At 60.2% G+C, this 14,129-nt stretch carries 17 protein-coding genes; all 17 read left to right on the top strand.

Translation table 11 applies throughout. The features are described 5' to 3' along the window. The first annotated feature begins 40 nt into the window (after positions 1-40). On the top strand, positions 41-3,670 hold the full coding sequence (rpoC, locus tag H522_RS0112150; protein ID WP_026962525.1) for a DNA-directed RNA polymerase subunit beta': 3,630 nt from the start codon (positions 41-43) through the stop codon (positions 3,668-3,670). Positions 3,671-3,820: 150 nt separating this feature from the next. Further along, positions 3,821-4,072 carry a ribosomal L7Ae/L30e/S12e/Gadd45 family protein gene (locus H522_RS0112155; protein ID WP_026962526.1) on the top strand — a complete coding sequence of 84 codons (252 nt, stop codon included), beginning with the start codon at positions 3,821-3,823 and terminating at the stop codon, positions 4,070-4,072. Between the two features lie 136 nt (positions 4,073-4,208). After that, entirely contained in the window at positions 4,209-4,625 is a 417-nt protein-coding gene (gene rpsL / locus H522_RS0112160; RefSeq protein WP_026962527.1) for a 30S ribosomal protein S12, read from the top strand. Between the two features lie 131 nt (positions 4,626-4,756). Beyond that, positions 4,757-5,227 (top strand): 30S ribosomal protein S7, encoded by a 471-nt coding sequence (gene rpsG / locus H522_RS0112165; protein ID WP_026962528.1) that lies wholly within the window; start codon positions 4,757-4,759, stop codon positions 5,225-5,227. Between the two features lie 51 nt (positions 5,228-5,278). Further along, positions 5,279-7,354, top strand: a complete 2,076-nt coding sequence (gene fusA / locus H522_RS0112170) for an elongation factor G (RefSeq protein WP_026962529.1) — start codon at positions 5,279-5,281, stop codon at positions 7,352-7,354. 19 nt (positions 7,355-7,373) lie between these two features. Then, positions 7,374-8,561: an elongation factor Tu gene (gene tuf, locus H522_RS0112175; RefSeq protein WP_026962530.1), complete on the top strand. Its 1,188-nt coding sequence runs from the start codon at positions 7,374-7,376 to the stop codon at positions 8,559-8,561. Positions 8,562-8,875: 314 nt separating this feature from the next. Continuing rightward, complete coding sequence (gene rpsJ / locus H522_RS0112180; protein WP_026962531.1) at positions 8,876-9,184, top strand: 30S ribosomal protein S10; 309 nt, start codon at positions 8,876-8,878, stop codon at positions 9,182-9,184. A 153-nt stretch (positions 9,185-9,337) separates the two neighbouring features. Continuing rightward, positions 9,338-9,970: a 50S ribosomal protein L3 gene (gene rplC / locus H522_RS0112185; RefSeq protein WP_026962532.1), complete on the top strand. Its 633-nt coding sequence runs from the start codon at positions 9,338-9,340 to the stop codon at positions 9,968-9,970. Between the two features lie 21 nt (positions 9,971-9,991). Next, positions 9,992-10,612, top strand: coding sequence for a 50S ribosomal protein L4 (gene rplD, locus H522_RS0112190; protein WP_026962533.1), 621 nt, complete (start codon positions 9,992-9,994; stop codon positions 10,610-10,612). Further along, positions 10,612-10,902, top strand: coding sequence for a 50S ribosomal protein L23 (gene rplW, locus H522_RS0112195; RefSeq protein ID WP_026962534.1), 291 nt, complete (start codon positions 10,612-10,614; stop codon positions 10,900-10,902). Before rplD ends, rplW begins: the two co-directional genes overlap by 1 nt. Positions 10,903-10,938: 36 nt before the next feature. After that, entirely contained in the window at positions 10,939-11,769 is an 831-nt protein-coding gene (gene rplB, locus H522_RS0112200; protein ID WP_026962535.1) for a 50S ribosomal protein L2, read from the top strand. A 107-nt stretch (positions 11,770-11,876) separates the two neighbouring features. Continuing rightward, the gene (gene rpsS / locus H522_RS0112205; protein WP_026962536.1) at positions 11,877-12,158 is read left to right on the top strand and encodes a 30S ribosomal protein S19; all 282 of its coding nucleotides are present in this window, start codon (positions 11,877-11,879) and stop codon (positions 12,156-12,158) included. A gap of 29 nt (positions 12,159-12,187) precedes the next feature. Beyond that, entirely contained in the window at positions 12,188-12,541 is a 354-nt protein-coding gene (gene rplV, locus H522_RS0112210) for a 50S ribosomal protein L22 (RefSeq protein WP_026962537.1), read from the top strand. A 6-nt stretch (positions 12,542-12,547) separates the two neighbouring features. Next, positions 12,548-13,210, top strand: coding sequence for a 30S ribosomal protein S3 (gene rpsC, locus H522_RS0112215; protein WP_026962538.1), 663 nt, complete (start codon positions 12,548-12,550; stop codon positions 13,208-13,210). Between the two features lie 2 nt (positions 13,211-13,212). Next, positions 13,213-13,650: a 50S ribosomal protein L16 gene (rplP, locus tag H522_RS0112220; RefSeq protein ID WP_026962539.1), complete on the top strand. Its 438-nt coding sequence runs from the start codon at positions 13,213-13,215 to the stop codon at positions 13,648-13,650. Continuing rightward, the gene (rpmC, locus tag H522_RS0112225; protein WP_026962540.1) at positions 13,637-13,834 is read left to right on the top strand and encodes a 50S ribosomal protein L29; all 198 of its coding nucleotides are present in this window, start codon (positions 13,637-13,639) and stop codon (positions 13,832-13,834) included. The genes rplP and rpmC overlap by 14 nt, the downstream gene beginning before the upstream one ends. Positions 13,835-13,854: 20 nt before the next feature. Next, positions 13,855-14,115 (top strand): 30S ribosomal protein S17, encoded by a 261-nt coding sequence (gene rpsQ, locus H522_RS0112230; RefSeq protein ID WP_026962541.1) that lies wholly within the window; start codon positions 13,855-13,857, stop codon positions 14,113-14,115. Positions 14,116-14,129 lie beyond the last annotated feature (14 nt).

A 14,129-nucleotide genomic window follows, 5' to 3' on the forward strand; every position in this document is an offset into this window, starting at 1 on the left:
TGAGAGCAGCGACGAGTTTGCCGAAAGGGAGGATTCCCCTTTGTTAGACGTCAATAACTTCGAGTTTATGAAGATTGGTCTCGCCTCGCCGGAGAAGATCCGCTCGTGGTCGCATGGGGAGGTCAAAAAGCCGGAGACCATCAACTACCGCACGCTGCGTCCGGAAAAGGAAGGGCTGTTCTGCGAGAAGATCTTTGGTCCGACCAAGGACTGGGAGTGTCATTGCGGCAAGTATAAACGGGTTCGCTACAAGGGCGTCGTATGTGATCGCTGCGGCGTCGAGGTGACGCGGTCGAAAGTGCGCCGGGAACGGATGGGTCACATTGAGCTGGCGGCTCCCGTCTCTCACATCTGGTACTTCAAAGGCATTCCCAGCCGTATGGGCTTGGTGCTCGACATGTCGCCGCGTGCGCTGGAGGAGGTCATTTATTTCGCCTCCTACGTAGTAACCGACCCAGGCGATACCCCGCTCGAGAAAAAGCAACTGCTGAGCGAGAAGGAGTACCGCTCCTATCGGGATAAATACGGCTACGCCTTCGAGGCGGGGATGGGCGCGGAAGCCATCAAGAAGCTCTTAGTCGAGATTGACCTGGACCGTGAGGTCGAGGCCTTGAAGGAAGAGCTGCGCACCGCGCAGGGACAGCGTCGCAACCGCGCCATCAAGCGGCTGGAGGTGCTGGAGGCGTTCCGCAGCTCCGGCAACCGCCCGGAATGGATGATTCTTGAGGCCCTGCCGGTCATCCCGCCCGACCTGCGGCCGATGGTGCAGCTGGACGGCGGCCGCTTCGCGACCTCCGACTTGAACGACCTGTACCGCCGCGTCATCAACCGGAACAACCGCCTGAAGCGGCTGCTTGACCTGGGCGCGCCGGACATCATCGTCCAGAACGAGAAGCGGATGCTGCAGGAGGCGGTGGACGCCCTGATTGACAACGGCCGCCGTGGTCGCCCGGTGACAGGGCCTGGCAACCGCCCGCTCAAGTCGTTGTCGCACATGCTCAAAGGGAAGCAGGGCCGGTTCCGTCAGAACTTGTTGGGTAAGCGCGTCGACTACTCGGGTCGATCCGTCATCGTGGTCGGCCCTGAGTTGCGCATGTTCCAGTGCGGTCTGCCGAAGGAGATGGCGCTGGAGCTGTTTAAACCGTTCGTGATGAAGGAACTGGTCGCGCGCGGCCTGGCTCACAACATCAAGAGCGCCAAACGCAAAGTGGAACGGGTTTCGCCGGAAGTCTGGGACGTGGTCGAGGACGTCATCAAAGAGCACCCGGTTCTGCTCAACCGTGCGCCGACACTGCACCGCTTGGGCATCCAGGCGTTCGAGCCGGTGCTCGTGGAAGGCCGCGCCATCAAGCTGCATCCGCTGGTGTGTACGGCGTACAACGCGGACTTCGACGGTGACCAGATGGCCGTGCACGTACCGCTCTCCGCAGAGGCGCAGGCGGAGGCGCGGCTGCTCATGCTGGCTGCGCACAACATCCTCAGTCCGGCCTCCGGCAAGCCGGTGGTCACGCCAACCCAGGACATGGTGCTCGGTCCTTACTACCTGACCATCGAACTGGCCGGCGCCAAGGGCGAGGGTCGCGTCTTCACCGGGCCGGATGAGGTGCACATGGCGTTGCAGCAGCGCGAGATCAGCCTGCACGCGCGGATTGTCCTGCCGGCGGCGAGCCTGGATAAAGTCTGGCGGGACGCGCGGCAGGAGCAGGCGATGCTCATCACCACCGCCGGGAAACTGATTTTCAACGAGATCTTCCCGCGCGAGTTCCCGTATCTGCACTCGGGCGCCAAGACCAACCTGGTCGACGGGACTCCAGACGAGACCTTTGTCTTCGAGAAGGGAGCCAATCTCCGTGAGGCGGCACAGAACCGGCCGATTGCCAAGGCCATCATCAAGAAGGACCTGGGCAACATCCTGGCCGAGTGTTTCCGCCGCTATGGCACCACCACGACCTCGGAAATCCTTGACAAGGTCAAGCGGTTGGGGTTCCACCACTCGACGCTGGCTGGCATCACAATTTCCGTCGCCGACATCGTGGTGCCCGAGGAAAAGAAGACCATCATCGCTGAAGCGGACGAGCGTCAGCACAAGCTCGAGATGCAGTACCGGCGCGGCTTGATTACGGACGATGAAAAGTACATCTCGTTCAGCCAGATTTGGACAGAAGCGAAAGAACGGGTCACCGACACGCTGATGAAGAGCATGCACGAGCTCAACCCGATTTACATGATGGCGACGTCTGGGGCTCGCGGTAGCACTTCGCAGATTACCCAGCTGGCCGGGATGCGCGGACTCATGGCCAACCCGTCCGGCCGCATCATCGGGTTGCCGATTAAGTCCAACTTCCGCGAAGGCTTGACAGTGCTGGAGTACTTCATGTCGACCCACGGCGCCCGCAAGGGTCTGGCCGACACGGCGCTGCGTACGGCAGACTCCGGTTACCTGACCCGCCGCCTGGTCGACGTGGCGCAGGACGTCATCGTCCGCGAAGAGGATTGCGGCACCGACAAGGGTCTCAAGGTGATGGAGATCCGTGACGGGCGTGAAGTGATTGAGGAATTGCGGGATCGACTGGATGGACGGATTGCCTTCCAGGACGTGTATCACCCAGAGACGGGTGAGAAGCTCGTGGGCAAGAATGAGATGATTGATGCCGAGACGGCGTCCCGTATTGAGGAGGCCGGCATCAAGGAGGTCACCATCCGTTCCGTGCTCACGTGCCGCACGCGGCATGGCGTATGCGTCAAGTGCTACGGCCGCAACCTGGCCACCGGCAAAGAAGTGGAGATTGGCGAATCGGTCGGCATCATCGCCGCCCAGTCCATCGGCGAGCCGGGTACGCAGCTGACCATGCGTACGTTCCACACCGGCGGCGTGGCGGGCGACGACATCACCCAGGGTCTCCCGCGCGTGCAGGAATTGTTTGAGGCGCGCAACCCGAAGGGGCAGGCGGTCATCACGGAGTTTGACGGCAAGGTCATCGACATCCGCGAAGGCAAGGATAAGCGCGAGATTGAGATTGAGGGCGAGAGCGAGACGAAAGTCTACGCGATTCCGTACGGATCGCGCATCCGTGTCAGCGTGGGCCAGGTCTTGGCCGCGGGCGATGAGCTCACCGAAGGCTCGGTCGATCCGAAGGAGATGCTGCGGGTTCGGGGTCTTCAGGGTGTGCAGAACTACCTACTGCGCGAAGTGCAGCGCGTGTACCGGATGCAGGGCGTGGACATCAACGACAAGCACGTCGAGGTCATGGTCCGACAGATGCTGCGGAAGGTGCGCATCCTCGATGCCGGCGATACGGATCTCCTGCCGGGGACCTATGTGGACCTGCACGAGTTCGAGCAGGCCAACCAGAAGGTGCTGCTGGAAGGTCGCGATCCGGCCGTCGCGCGCCCGGCTCTGCTCGGCATCACCAAGGCGTCGCTGGAAACCGATTCGTTCTTGTCAGCGGCATCGTTCCAAGAGACGACCCGCGTCTTGACCGAAGCGGCCATCAAGGGCAAGGTGGACCGGTTGCTTGGACTCAAGGAGAACGTCATTATCGGCAAGCTGATTCCGGCGGGTACTGGCATGGCCCGTTACCGGCGGTTGCGCCTGGTTTCCGATGATGATCCGCAGGCGGAGAACAACTTGGATACCCAGGAAACGGCGACAGTGTCGGTCAGCGACTGAGGGCCGGCGACCGAACCCGAGCGCGGGGTGCTGGGCGCCCCGCGCCGACCTCCTCGAACTGCCCATCGGTTGTTGACAGTCCGCTTTTTGCGGTGATAGAATCGTTGAGTGTGCCTTGAGCATGGTCGTTATTTTGGGGGAGGCTTTGCCATGTCTCTCGAACGCATACGCCTCGCGAGGAAACGAATTATCGGGACCAACCAAACGACGAAGGCACTCCAGCAACAGCAGGTGGTACAAGTCTTTGTCGCGAAAGACGCGGAGGAGCGGGTTACTCGTCCGGTCGTGGCGCTAGCCCGCGAACGCGGAATTCCCGTAGAGTGGATTGAATCCATGAAGGAACTCGGCAAGGCTTGCGGTATCGAGGTGGGAGCGGCGACGGCCGCAATCCTTGAGGAGTAGCGTGCCGGCTGTCTGAGCAGCTGCGCGTCGTGCCCCACCCGAGGGTTTTTCCGTGTGTGGGCACGGACCACCAGGCACTGTGGACATGACAATCGCGTCTGTGACGGCGATTGGATCTTTGGAAGGAGGTGCAACGATGCCGACGATTAATCAGCTGGTCCGTAAAGGCCGCAAAGTGATTGCGAAGAAATCGACCGCACCGGCGTTGCAGAAGGGGTACAACAGCTTTGAGAAGAAGCTGACCGACCTGCCGTCTCCGCAGAAGCGCGGCGTGTGTACCCGTGTGGGCACCATGACGCCGAAGAAGCCGAACTCGGCGCTGCGGAAATACGCCCGTGTGCGTTTGACGAATACGTATGAAGTTACGGCTTACATCCCGGGTGAGGGTCACAACCTGCAGGAACACTCGGTGGTGCTGGTGCGCGGTGGTCGCGTCAAAGACCTGCCGGGCGTGCGCTATCACATTGTCCGTGGGGCGCTGGACACGGCGGGCGTGAAAGACCGCCAGCAGGGACGTTCGAAGTACGGGGCCAAGCGTGCCAAGAAGAAGTAATATGCGGTGAAGCGGCCGCAAATCTGCGGCGAAACGGCCGCGCTGAAAACCGGGCAAGCCTGTGCCTGGACGGCCGCAAGTCGACCGCTTGGGCGCAGGGCTGACGGAAAAACAGGAAGGGGGGCGCATGCATGCCGCGTAAAGGTCCGGTCCCGAAACGGGACGTGATGCCAGACCCGGTGTACGGGAACAAGATGGTGACGCGTTTAATCAACAAAGTCATGGTCGACGGCAAGAAGGGCACGGCCCAGCGAATCGTTTATTCGGCCTTGGAGCAGGTTCGCGAGCGCAGTGGTAAAGACCCGATGGAGGTTTTTGAGGAGGCGCTGCGCAACGTCATGCCGGTGCTCGAAGTCAAGGCCCGTCGCGTAGGTGGTTCGAACTACCAGGTGCCGGTGGAGGTGCGTCCGGAACGGCGTATCACCTTGGGATTGCGGTGGCTTGTCACTTACGCGCGCGAGCGCGGGGAAAAGACGATGATTGACCGTCTGGCCAACGAGTTGCTGGACGCGGCCAACAACACCGGCGGCGCCGTGAAGAAGAAGGAAGACACGCACCGCATGGCAGAGGCGAACAAGGCGTTCGCGCACTACCGCTGGTAAGAGCCGGAACGCCGCAACGAAGCGAGTGTCTAGACGGAAGGAGGGTGTTCATTGGCTCGGCAGTTTCCTTTGGAAAAGACGCGCAACATCGGCATCATCGCGCACATTGACGCGGGTAAGACGACCACGACGGAGCGCGTGCTTTTCTATACCGGCCGCGTGCATAAGATTGGCGAAGTGCACGAGGGCGCCGCAACGATGGACTGGATGGTGCAGGAGCAGGAGCGCGGCATCACGATTACGTCGGCCGCGACAACCTGCCAATGGCGAGGCCATCGCATTAACATTATCGATACACCCGGCCACGTAGACTTCACGGTTGAAGTGGAGCGGTCTCTGCGCGTCCTGGACGGGGCGGTCGGCGTGTTTGACGCCAAAGGCGGCGTCGAACCGCAGTCTGAGACGGTGTGGCGGCAGGCGGATAAATATCACGTGCCGCGGATTGCGTATGTCAACAAGATGGACATCCTCGGCGCAAACTTCTTGGATTGCGTCGAGCAGATGCGGACGCGCCTGGGGGCGAACGCGGTTCCGATTCAGCTGCCGATTGGCGCGGAGGACTCGTTCGTTGGTCTGGTCGACCTGGTGGAGAACCGGGCCATCATCTACACGGATGACTTGGGGACCACGTCGGAGGCGCGCGAGATTCCGGACGATATGAAGGACCTGGCGGCTGAGTATCGAACGAAATTGATTGAGGCCGTCGCCGAGCTGGACGAAGAACTTATGATGAAGTACCTCGAAGGTGAGGAAATCACCGTCGAGGAACTGAAAGCCGGCATCCGCAAAGGCACGTGTGCGGTGCAGCTGTTCCCGGTGTTGTGCGGATCGTCCTACCGGAATAAAGGCGTCCAGCCGATGCTTGATGCGGTGGTCGATTACCTGCCGTCCCCGATTGATGTTCCGGCTATTAATGGGACAACGCCAGAGGGCGAACCGGTGGAGCGGCACTCGTCCGATGACGAGCCGTTTGCCGCGCTGGCCTTCAAAATCATGAGCGATCCGTTCGTCGGTAAGTTGGCCTTCTTCCGGGTCTACTCCGGGACGCTGAGCAGCGGATCGTACGTGCTCAACTCGACCAAGGGCAAGCGCGAGCGCATTGGCCGTATCCTGCAGATGCACGCCAACCACCGGGAAGAGATCGATATGGTGTATGCGGGTGACATTGCGGCGGCGGTCGGGCTGAAGGACACGACAACCGGGGATACGCTCTGCGACGAGAAGAACGTCGTCATCTTGGAGTCGATGGAATTCCCGGAGCCGGTTATCAATGTCGCCATCGAGCCGAAGACCAAGGCGGACCAGGACAAGATGGGCCTTGCGCTGGCGAAGCTGGCCGAGGAAGACCCGACCTTCCGTACGTGGACCGACCAGGAGACTGGTCAGACCATCATTGCGGGGATGGGCGAGCTGCACCTCGAGATCATCGTGGACCGGCTGCAGCGTGAGTTTAAGGTGGCGGCGAATGTGGGTCAGCCGCAGGTTGCCTACAAGGAGACCATTACTCAGCAGGTGGACCAGGAAGGCAAGTTCGTCCGCCAGTCGGGTGGTCGCGGTCAGTACGGACACGTCAAGATTATCCTCGAACCGCTGGAGCGGGGCGCGGGGTATGTGTTCGAGAACAAGATTGTGGGCGGCGCCATCCCGAAAGAGTATATCCCTGCCGTCGACGAGGGCATCCGCGAGGCGATGCAAAACGGCGTCATCGCGGGCTACCCGATGCTCGATGTTAAGGTAACGCTCTACGACGGGTCGTATCACGAGGTGGACTCCTCGGAAATGGCGTTTAAGATTGCTGGGTCAATGGCCCTCAAGGCGGGCGCCCAGAAGGCGGGCCCGGTTCTCCTCGAACCGATTATGAAGGTCGAGGTCACCGTGCCTGAAGAGTACATGGGCGACATCATGGGGGATATCAACTCCCGCCGCGGCCGCGTGGAAGGCATGGAAGCGCGAGCTGGCGCCCAGGTCATTCGCGGTTACGTCCCGCTGTCCGAGATGTTCGGGTACTCGACCAGCCTGCGGTCCCGGACGCAAGGACGCGGTACCTATACCATGGAATTTTCTCGGTACGAGGAAGTTCCGAAAAACATCGCTCAAGAGATCATCGCCAAACACAAGGGCGAATGATAAAAAGGAGTGAATCTCGATGGCAAAAGCGAAGTTTGATCGCAGCAAGCCTCACGTAAACGTCGGCACGATTGGTCACGTCGACCACGGCAAGACGACCCTGACGGCGGCCATTACCACGATTCAGGCGCAGAAGGGCAAGGCCCAGGCGCAGAAGTACGAGGAGATTGACAAGGCTCCGGAAGAGCGCGAGCGCGGTATCACCATTAACACCGCGCACGTGGAATACGAGACGGACAAGCGCCACTACGCGCACGTCGACTGCCCGGGTCACGCGGACTACGTGAAGAACATGATTACCGGTGCCGCGCAGATGGACGGCGCTATCCTGGTCGTTTCCGCTGCGGACGGCCCGATGCCGCAGACCCGCGAGCACATCCTGTTGGCCCGTCAGGTCGGCGTTCCGTACATCGTGGTCTTCCTCAACAAGTGCGACATGGTCGACGACGAAGAGTTGCTCGAACTGGTCGAGATGGAAGTCCGCGAACTGCTGAACGAGTACGAGTTCCCTGGTGACGATGTCCCGGTCATCCGCGGTTCGGCACTCAAGGCGCTCGAGGGCGACCCTGAATACGTAAAGAAGATTGAAGAGCTGATGGACGCGGTCGACGAGTACATCCCGACTCCGGAGCGCGACACCGACAAACCGTTCCTGATGCCGGTCGAAGACGTGTTCACCATCACCGGTCGTGGCACGGTCGCCACTGGCCGTGTCGAACGCGGCGTGCTCAAGGTCGGCGACGAAGTGGAGATTGTCGGCCTGCGCGATGACGCACTGAAGACGGTCGTCACGGGCGTCGAGATGTTCCGCAAGCTCCTCGACCAGGCGCAGGCGGGTGACAACATCGGTGCGCTGCTGCGTGGTATTGAACGCAAGGACGTGGAGCGTGGCCAGGTTATCGTCAAGCCCGGCTCCATCAAGCCGCACACCAAGTTCAACGCTGAAGTGTACGTCTTGACGAAGGAGGAAGGCGGGCGCCACACCCCGTTCTTCAACGGCTATCGTCCGCAGTTCTACTTCCGCACGACGGACGTGACCGGGGTGGTCAACCTGCCGGAGGGTACCGAGATGGTCATGCCTGGCGACAACGTGACGATGACCGTTGAGTTGATTTCGCCGATCGCGCTCGAAGAAGGCACCCGTTTCGCGATTCGCGAAGGCGGCCGTACGGTGGGCGCTGGCGTGGTCAGCTCGATTGAAGCCTAAGGTTTTAATCGACGTGACGGTACACGCTTGAATCAAGTATCGGAAAGGGAGACGCAAGCCCCCTTTCCGGACAACCGTTGAAACGTCAATCGACTACAGGGGTGAGGGGGCTGTTCCTTCACCCCTGTTTTGGTAATGGCCGGAGAGGGCCGCGACAGACCTTGTGTTCTGTGGCGGCGTTTAGTATAATTTCGCATGTTGGTCTCTGACAGCGATGAGGCCGGAGGTTGCCTATGTGCCAAACGCCATATGGGCACCACTAGGGTTCTTCGGTGGAGCGTGTCCACTAGATTGGGCGATGAGGGGGGAAACATATGGCGAGGCAAAAAATCCGTATTCGACTGAAAGCCTATGATCACGAGATTCTTGACCAGTCGGCTGAGAAAATTGTTGAGACCGCGCGTCGGTCTGGGGCCGGAGTGTCTGGGCCGATTCCGTTGCCGACGGAGAAGCAGGTGATTACCATCCTGCGTGCTCCGCACAAGTACAAGGACTCGCGTGAGCAGTTCGAGATGCGGACGCACAAGCGGCTCATCGACATCCAGAATCCAACCCCGCAGACGGTCGATTCGTTGATGCGCCTGGACTTGCCGTCTGGCGTCGATATTGAAATCAAGCTGTAAGTTCGGTTTTAAGGGTAATATGGGCAGATCTGCCCGTAGGCATGCGCCAGCCCACCACCTTGTTTGCTTGAGCGGGGATTACGCGCGTGCCGAGGCGCGTGAGTGAACGCGCTGATCGATGGGAAAGTGGATTTGTTTGTAGGGGGTGCAGACATGAAAGGCATCTTGGGTCGCAAACTCGGCATGACCCAGGTCTTCGACCAGGACGGCCGAGTGGTGCCGGTGACCGTGATTGCCGCGGGACCGTGCATCGTGTTGCAGAAGAAGACACCCGAGACGGATGGATACAGCGCTATCCAGCTTGGGTTTGGCGACAAGAAACCGAGCCGCGCCACGAAGGCAGAGCAAGGCCATGCGGCGAAGGCGAACACGGCGGCAAAACGGTATGTGCGTGAGCTGCGAGGCGTGGATGTAGACGCCTACGAGGTCGGCCAGCAGCTGGGTGCGGACGTGTTCAGCGAAGGGGACGTCGTGGACGTCATTGGTGTATCGAAGGGCAAAGGATACGCCGGCCCTATCAAGCGCCACAACCAGGCTCGTGGACCGATGGCGCACGGCTCGAAGTATCACCGTGGCGTCGGATCGCTCGGCGCGATTGCGCCAAACCGCGTCTTTAAAGGTCAGACGATGGCTGGCCGCATGGGTGGCGAGCGCACGACGGTCCAAAACCTGACCGTTGTCCGCGTGGATGCGGAGCGGAACCTGCTGCTCGTGAAGGGCTCGATTCCCGGGCCGAGAAACTCGTTTGTGACGGTGCGCAGCGCCGTGAAGGCAAACGCGAAATAAGGATCGAAAGGAGGCAGACTGATGCCGAAGGTGACCGTGTACAACATGGCAGGCGAACAGGTAGGCGAGATCGAGCTGTCGGATAAAATTTTCGCGGCGCCTGTCCGTCCGGATTTGATGCACCAGGTGGTCTTGATGTATCTGAACAATGCCCGGCGGGGCACGCACAGCACCAAGGGTCGTTCGGAAGTGCGCGGAGGCGGACGCAAGCCGTGGCGGCAAAAAGGCACCGGCCGTGCGCGTCAAGGCAGCATCCGGGCTCCGCAATGGAAAGGCGGTGGGGTGGTCTTTGGGCCAAAGCCGCGTGAGTACAAGATGAAGGTGCCGAAGAAGGTCCGGCGTGCAGCTCTGTACAGCGCTTTGACGTCGAAGGTGGACGAGGGCAAGCTGATTGTGCTGGACAATCTCGAGTTGCCGGAGATTAAAACGAAACACGTGGTGGCGTTGTTGCGGCAGTTGAATCTCCAGAAGCCGCTCATTGTCGACGCTGAGGTGAACGAGAAGGCACTTCTGTCTGCCCGCAACCTGCCTGACGTGAAGTACGTCTCGGCCGGTGGAGTGAATGTCTACGACGTGCTGCGTCACGGCCATTTGGTCCTGACCCGCGATGCCGTCGAGAAGGTCCAGGAGGTGTTCGCGTAATGGACCCGAGAGACCTGATTAAACGGCCGGTGATTACCGAGAAGTCGACCGAGCTGATGGAGCAGGGCAAGTACGTGTTTGAAGTCGACAAGCGCGCCAACAAGACCGAGATTCGCCGGGCGGTGGAGAAGCTGTTTGGCGTGAAGGTGGCAAAAGTCAACACCCTGCGTGTGCCGGGTAAGACCAAGCGCGTGGGGCGTTTTGTCGGCCGGACCCCGGAATGGAAAAAGGCTGTCGTCACCCTGCGCCCAGATTCGGATCCCATCCGCATCTTTGGCGAAGACGCGTAAGAACGCGAGATTTGACTGAAAAAGGAGGTTGACACGGTGGGTATCAAAAAATATCGGCCGACCTCCCCGGGACGTCGATTCATGTCGGTTTCGACGTTCGAGGAGATTACCACCGACCGGCCGGAGAAATCCCTGCTGGCGCCGCTGAAAAAGAACGCCGGGCGCAACAACCAGGGCAAGATTACGACCCGCCACCATGGCGGCGGCCACAAGCGCCGCTACCGCATCATTGACTTTCGCCGGAACAAGGACGGCATCCCAGCGAAGGTTGCGACGATTGAATACGACCCGAACCGATCTGCTCGCATCGCGCTGCTCCACTACGCGGATGGCGAGAAGCGCTACATCATCGCGCCGCACGGCTTGAAGGTTGGGGACGTTCTCATGTCTGGCCCGGACGCGGACATTCGCCCGGGGAACACCCTGCCGCTGGCCAGTATCCCGGTTGGTACAGTCATTCACAACGTAGAACTGAAGCCGGGGCGTGGGGCGCAGTTGGTGCGCGCCGCCGGTGCGTCGGCGCAGCTGATGGCGAAGGAAGGCGACTACGCGCAGGTGCGCCTGACTTCCGGCGAGGTGCGCCTCATCCGCCTGGAATGCCGCGCAACCATCGGCCAGGTCGGCAACCTAGATCATGAGAATATCCGCATTGGGAAGGCTGGGCGCTCGCGCTGGCTGGGCCGTCGCCCGACCGTCCGCGGTGTCGTGATGAACCCGGTCGACCACCCGCACGGCGGTGGTGAAGGTAAGGCACCGATTGGTCGGAAGTCGCCAATGTCCCCCTGGGGCAAGCCGACCTTGGGCAAGAAGACGCGCAAGAAGAACAAGCCGTCTGATAAGTATATTGTTCGCCGTCGCAAAAAGTAAGACAGGTGCTTGGCCGCGTCCGCGCGGCCGGGCGAATGCGGCATGAGGCTTAAGGGTGGAAACAGTACGCGTTTTAGACTTTGGTCTCGTGGAAAGGAGGCTGCACTTTGGGACGTTCGCTGAAAAAGGGGCCGTTTTGTGACGCCTATCTCCTGAAGAAGGTCGAGGAGTTGAACAAGACCGGCGAGAAGCGGGTGATTAAGACTTGGTCGCGTCGTTCGACCATTTTCCCGCAGTTTGTCGGGCATACCTTTGCGGTACATGATGGTCGCAAGCACGTGCCCGTGTACATTACGGAGGATATGGTCGGCCACAAGCTCGGTGAGTTTGCTCCGACCCGTACGTTTAAGGGACACGCCGGAGACGACCGTTCGTCGCGTTCCCGCTAAGTTCATCGGTTTGAAAGGATGGTGACAACATGGAAGCGGCACAGACGACTCGTGCGCGTGCGAAATATATCCGCATTGCTCCGCGCAAGGTGCGCTTGGTCGTGGATTTGATCCGCGGCAAGCGGGTGGGTGAAGCTCTCGCCATCCTTCGGCTGACCCCGCGCGGCGCCTCGCCGGTGGTCGAGAAGGTTCTTCGCTCGGCGATTGCGAATGCGGAAAACAACCATAACATGGATGTCAACCGCCTCTACATCAAAGAGGCGTACGTCGACCCAGGTCCGACCTTGAAACGGTTCCATCCCCGGGCGCAGGGACGTGCTTACAGCATCATGAAGCGGACCAGCCACATTACGGTCGTGGTTGCGGAGAAAAAGGAGGGATAAGTCGGCATGGGTCAAAAGGTCAATCCGGTCGGAATGCGGATCGGCATCATTCGCGACTGGGAATCGAAGTGGTACGCGGATAAGAAGAACTACCAGGACCTGTTGCATGAGGACCTGAAGATTCGTGAATACATTGCCAAGCGGCTGAAGGACGCTGCGGTGGCTGAGGTCGACATTGAGCGTGCAGCCAACCGCATCAACGTCATCATTCATACGGCCAAACCGGGCATGGTCATCGGCAAGGGCGGTTCGGAAGTGGACGCCTTGCGCAACGCCTTGAGCGCGCTCACCGGCAAACGGGTGCACATCTCCATCTCTGAGATTAAGCAACCGGACTTGTCGGCTCGTCTCGTGGCGGAGAATATCGCCAGCCAGTTGGAACGGCGCGTTGCCTTCCGGCGGGCGATGAAGCAGGCGATGCAGCGTTCTCTGCGGGCCGGCGCGAAAGGTATTCGCGTGCAGGTCTCCGGACGCTTGGGTGGTGCGGAAATCGCGCGTACGGAAGGGTATTCGGAAGGGACCGTGCCTTTGCATACACTGCGGGCAGACATTGACTACGCGCTGGCGGAGGCGCATACCACGTACGGGCGGATTGGAGTGAAAGTGTGGATTTACCGCGGCGAGGTGCTTCCGAAACGCCGTCGGACCGTTGAGGAAGGAGGCAACTGATTATGTTGATGCCAAAGCGCGTCAAGCATCGCAAGGAGCACCGCGGTCGCATGAAGGGTGTCTCCAAGGGCGGCACTGAAGTGACGTTCGGCGAGTACGGGCTGCAGGCGTTGGAACCCGCGTGGGTGACCAACCGTCAGATTGAAGCGGCTCGTATTGCGATGACTCGTTACATCCGGCGTGGTGGTAAGGTCTGGATTAAGATCTTCCCGAGCAAGCCGGTGACTCAGAAGCCTGCGGAAACCCGTATGGGTAGCGGTAAAGGCTCCCCGGAAAAATGGGTGGCTGTGGTGAAGCCGGGCCGAGTGCTGTTTGAACTGGCCGGCGTCAGCGAAGAGGTCGCGCGGGAAGCGATGCGCTTAGCCGCACACAAGCTTCCGATTAAGACGAAGTTTGTCAAGCGCGAAGAAGTGGGTGGTGAAGCGGATGAAAGCCAGTGAGCTGCGCAACTTGTCGACCGAGGAAATCGAGAACAAGGTCAACGAGTTGAAGGACGAGCTGTTTAACCTGCGTTTCCAGTTGGCGACGGGTCAATTGGAGAATCCCATGCGCATCCGCCAGGTCCGCAAAGACATCGCGCGCGCGAAGACGATTCTCAAGGAACGCGAACTCGGAATCGGTTGATTCGGAAAGGGGGATGTCCAGTGGAGCGGAACTTTCGCAAGGTGCGCGTCGGTAAGGTCGTCAGCGACAAGATGGACAAGACGATTGTCGTAGCCGTCGAGGAGCGCGTGATGCACCCGTTGTACGGCAAGACCGTGCGTCGTACGAAGAAGTTCAAAGCGCACGACGAGAACAATGAGGCCAAGGTAGGCGACGTGGTGCGCATCATGGAGACCCGTCCGCTTTCGAAGGAGAAGCGGTGGCGCCTGGTCGAAATCGTGGAGAAGGCTGTTATCATCTGAAGCTAGCGGGCAGA

The organism is Alicyclobacillus herbarius DSM 13609, assembly GCF_000430585.1.
Taxonomy (GTDB): Bacteria; Bacillota; Bacilli; order Alicyclobacillales; family Alicyclobacillaceae; genus Alicyclobacillus_G; species Alicyclobacillus_G herbarius.

Excerpts from the sequence above, each read along its gene's own strand:
- H522_RS0112155 (WP_026962526.1), top strand. The coding sequence starts at position 3,821 with ATGTCTCTCGAACGCATACGCCTCGCGAGGAAACGAATTATCGGGACC.
- rpsL (WP_026962527.1), top strand. The coding sequence starts at position 4,209 with ATGCCGACGATTAATCAGCTGGTCCGTAAAGGCCGCAAAGTGATTGCG.
- rpsG (WP_026962528.1), top strand. The coding sequence starts at position 4,757 with ATGCCGCGTAAAGGTCCGGTCCCGAAACGGGACGTGATGCCAGACCCG.
- tuf (WP_026962530.1), top strand. The coding sequence starts at position 7,374 with ATGGCAAAAGCGAAGTTTGATCGCAGCAAGCCTCACGTAAACGTCGGC.
- rpsJ (WP_026962531.1), top strand. The coding sequence starts at position 8,876 with ATGGCGAGGCAAAAAATCCGTATTCGACTGAAAGCCTATGATCACGAG.
- rplC (WP_026962532.1), top strand. The coding sequence starts at position 9,338 with ATGAAAGGCATCTTGGGTCGCAAACTCGGCATGACCCAGGTCTTCGAC.
- rplD (WP_026962533.1), top strand. The coding sequence starts at position 9,992 with ATGCCGAAGGTGACCGTGTACAACATGGCAGGCGAACAGGTAGGCGAG.
- rplW (WP_026962534.1), top strand. The coding sequence starts at position 10,612 with ATGGACCCGAGAGACCTGATTAAACGGCCGGTGATTACCGAGAAGTCG.
- rplV (WP_026962537.1), top strand. The coding sequence starts at position 12,188 with ATGGAAGCGGCACAGACGACTCGTGCGCGTGCGAAATATATCCGCATT.
- rpsC (WP_026962538.1), top strand. The coding sequence starts at position 12,548 with ATGGGTCAAAAGGTCAATCCGGTCGGAATGCGGATCGGCATCATTCGC.
- rplP (WP_026962539.1), top strand. The coding sequence starts at position 13,213 with ATGTTGATGCCAAAGCGCGTCAAGCATCGCAAGGAGCACCGCGGTCGC.
- rpmC (WP_026962540.1), top strand. The coding sequence starts at position 13,637 with ATGAAAGCCAGTGAGCTGCGCAACTTGTCGACCGAGGAAATCGAGAAC.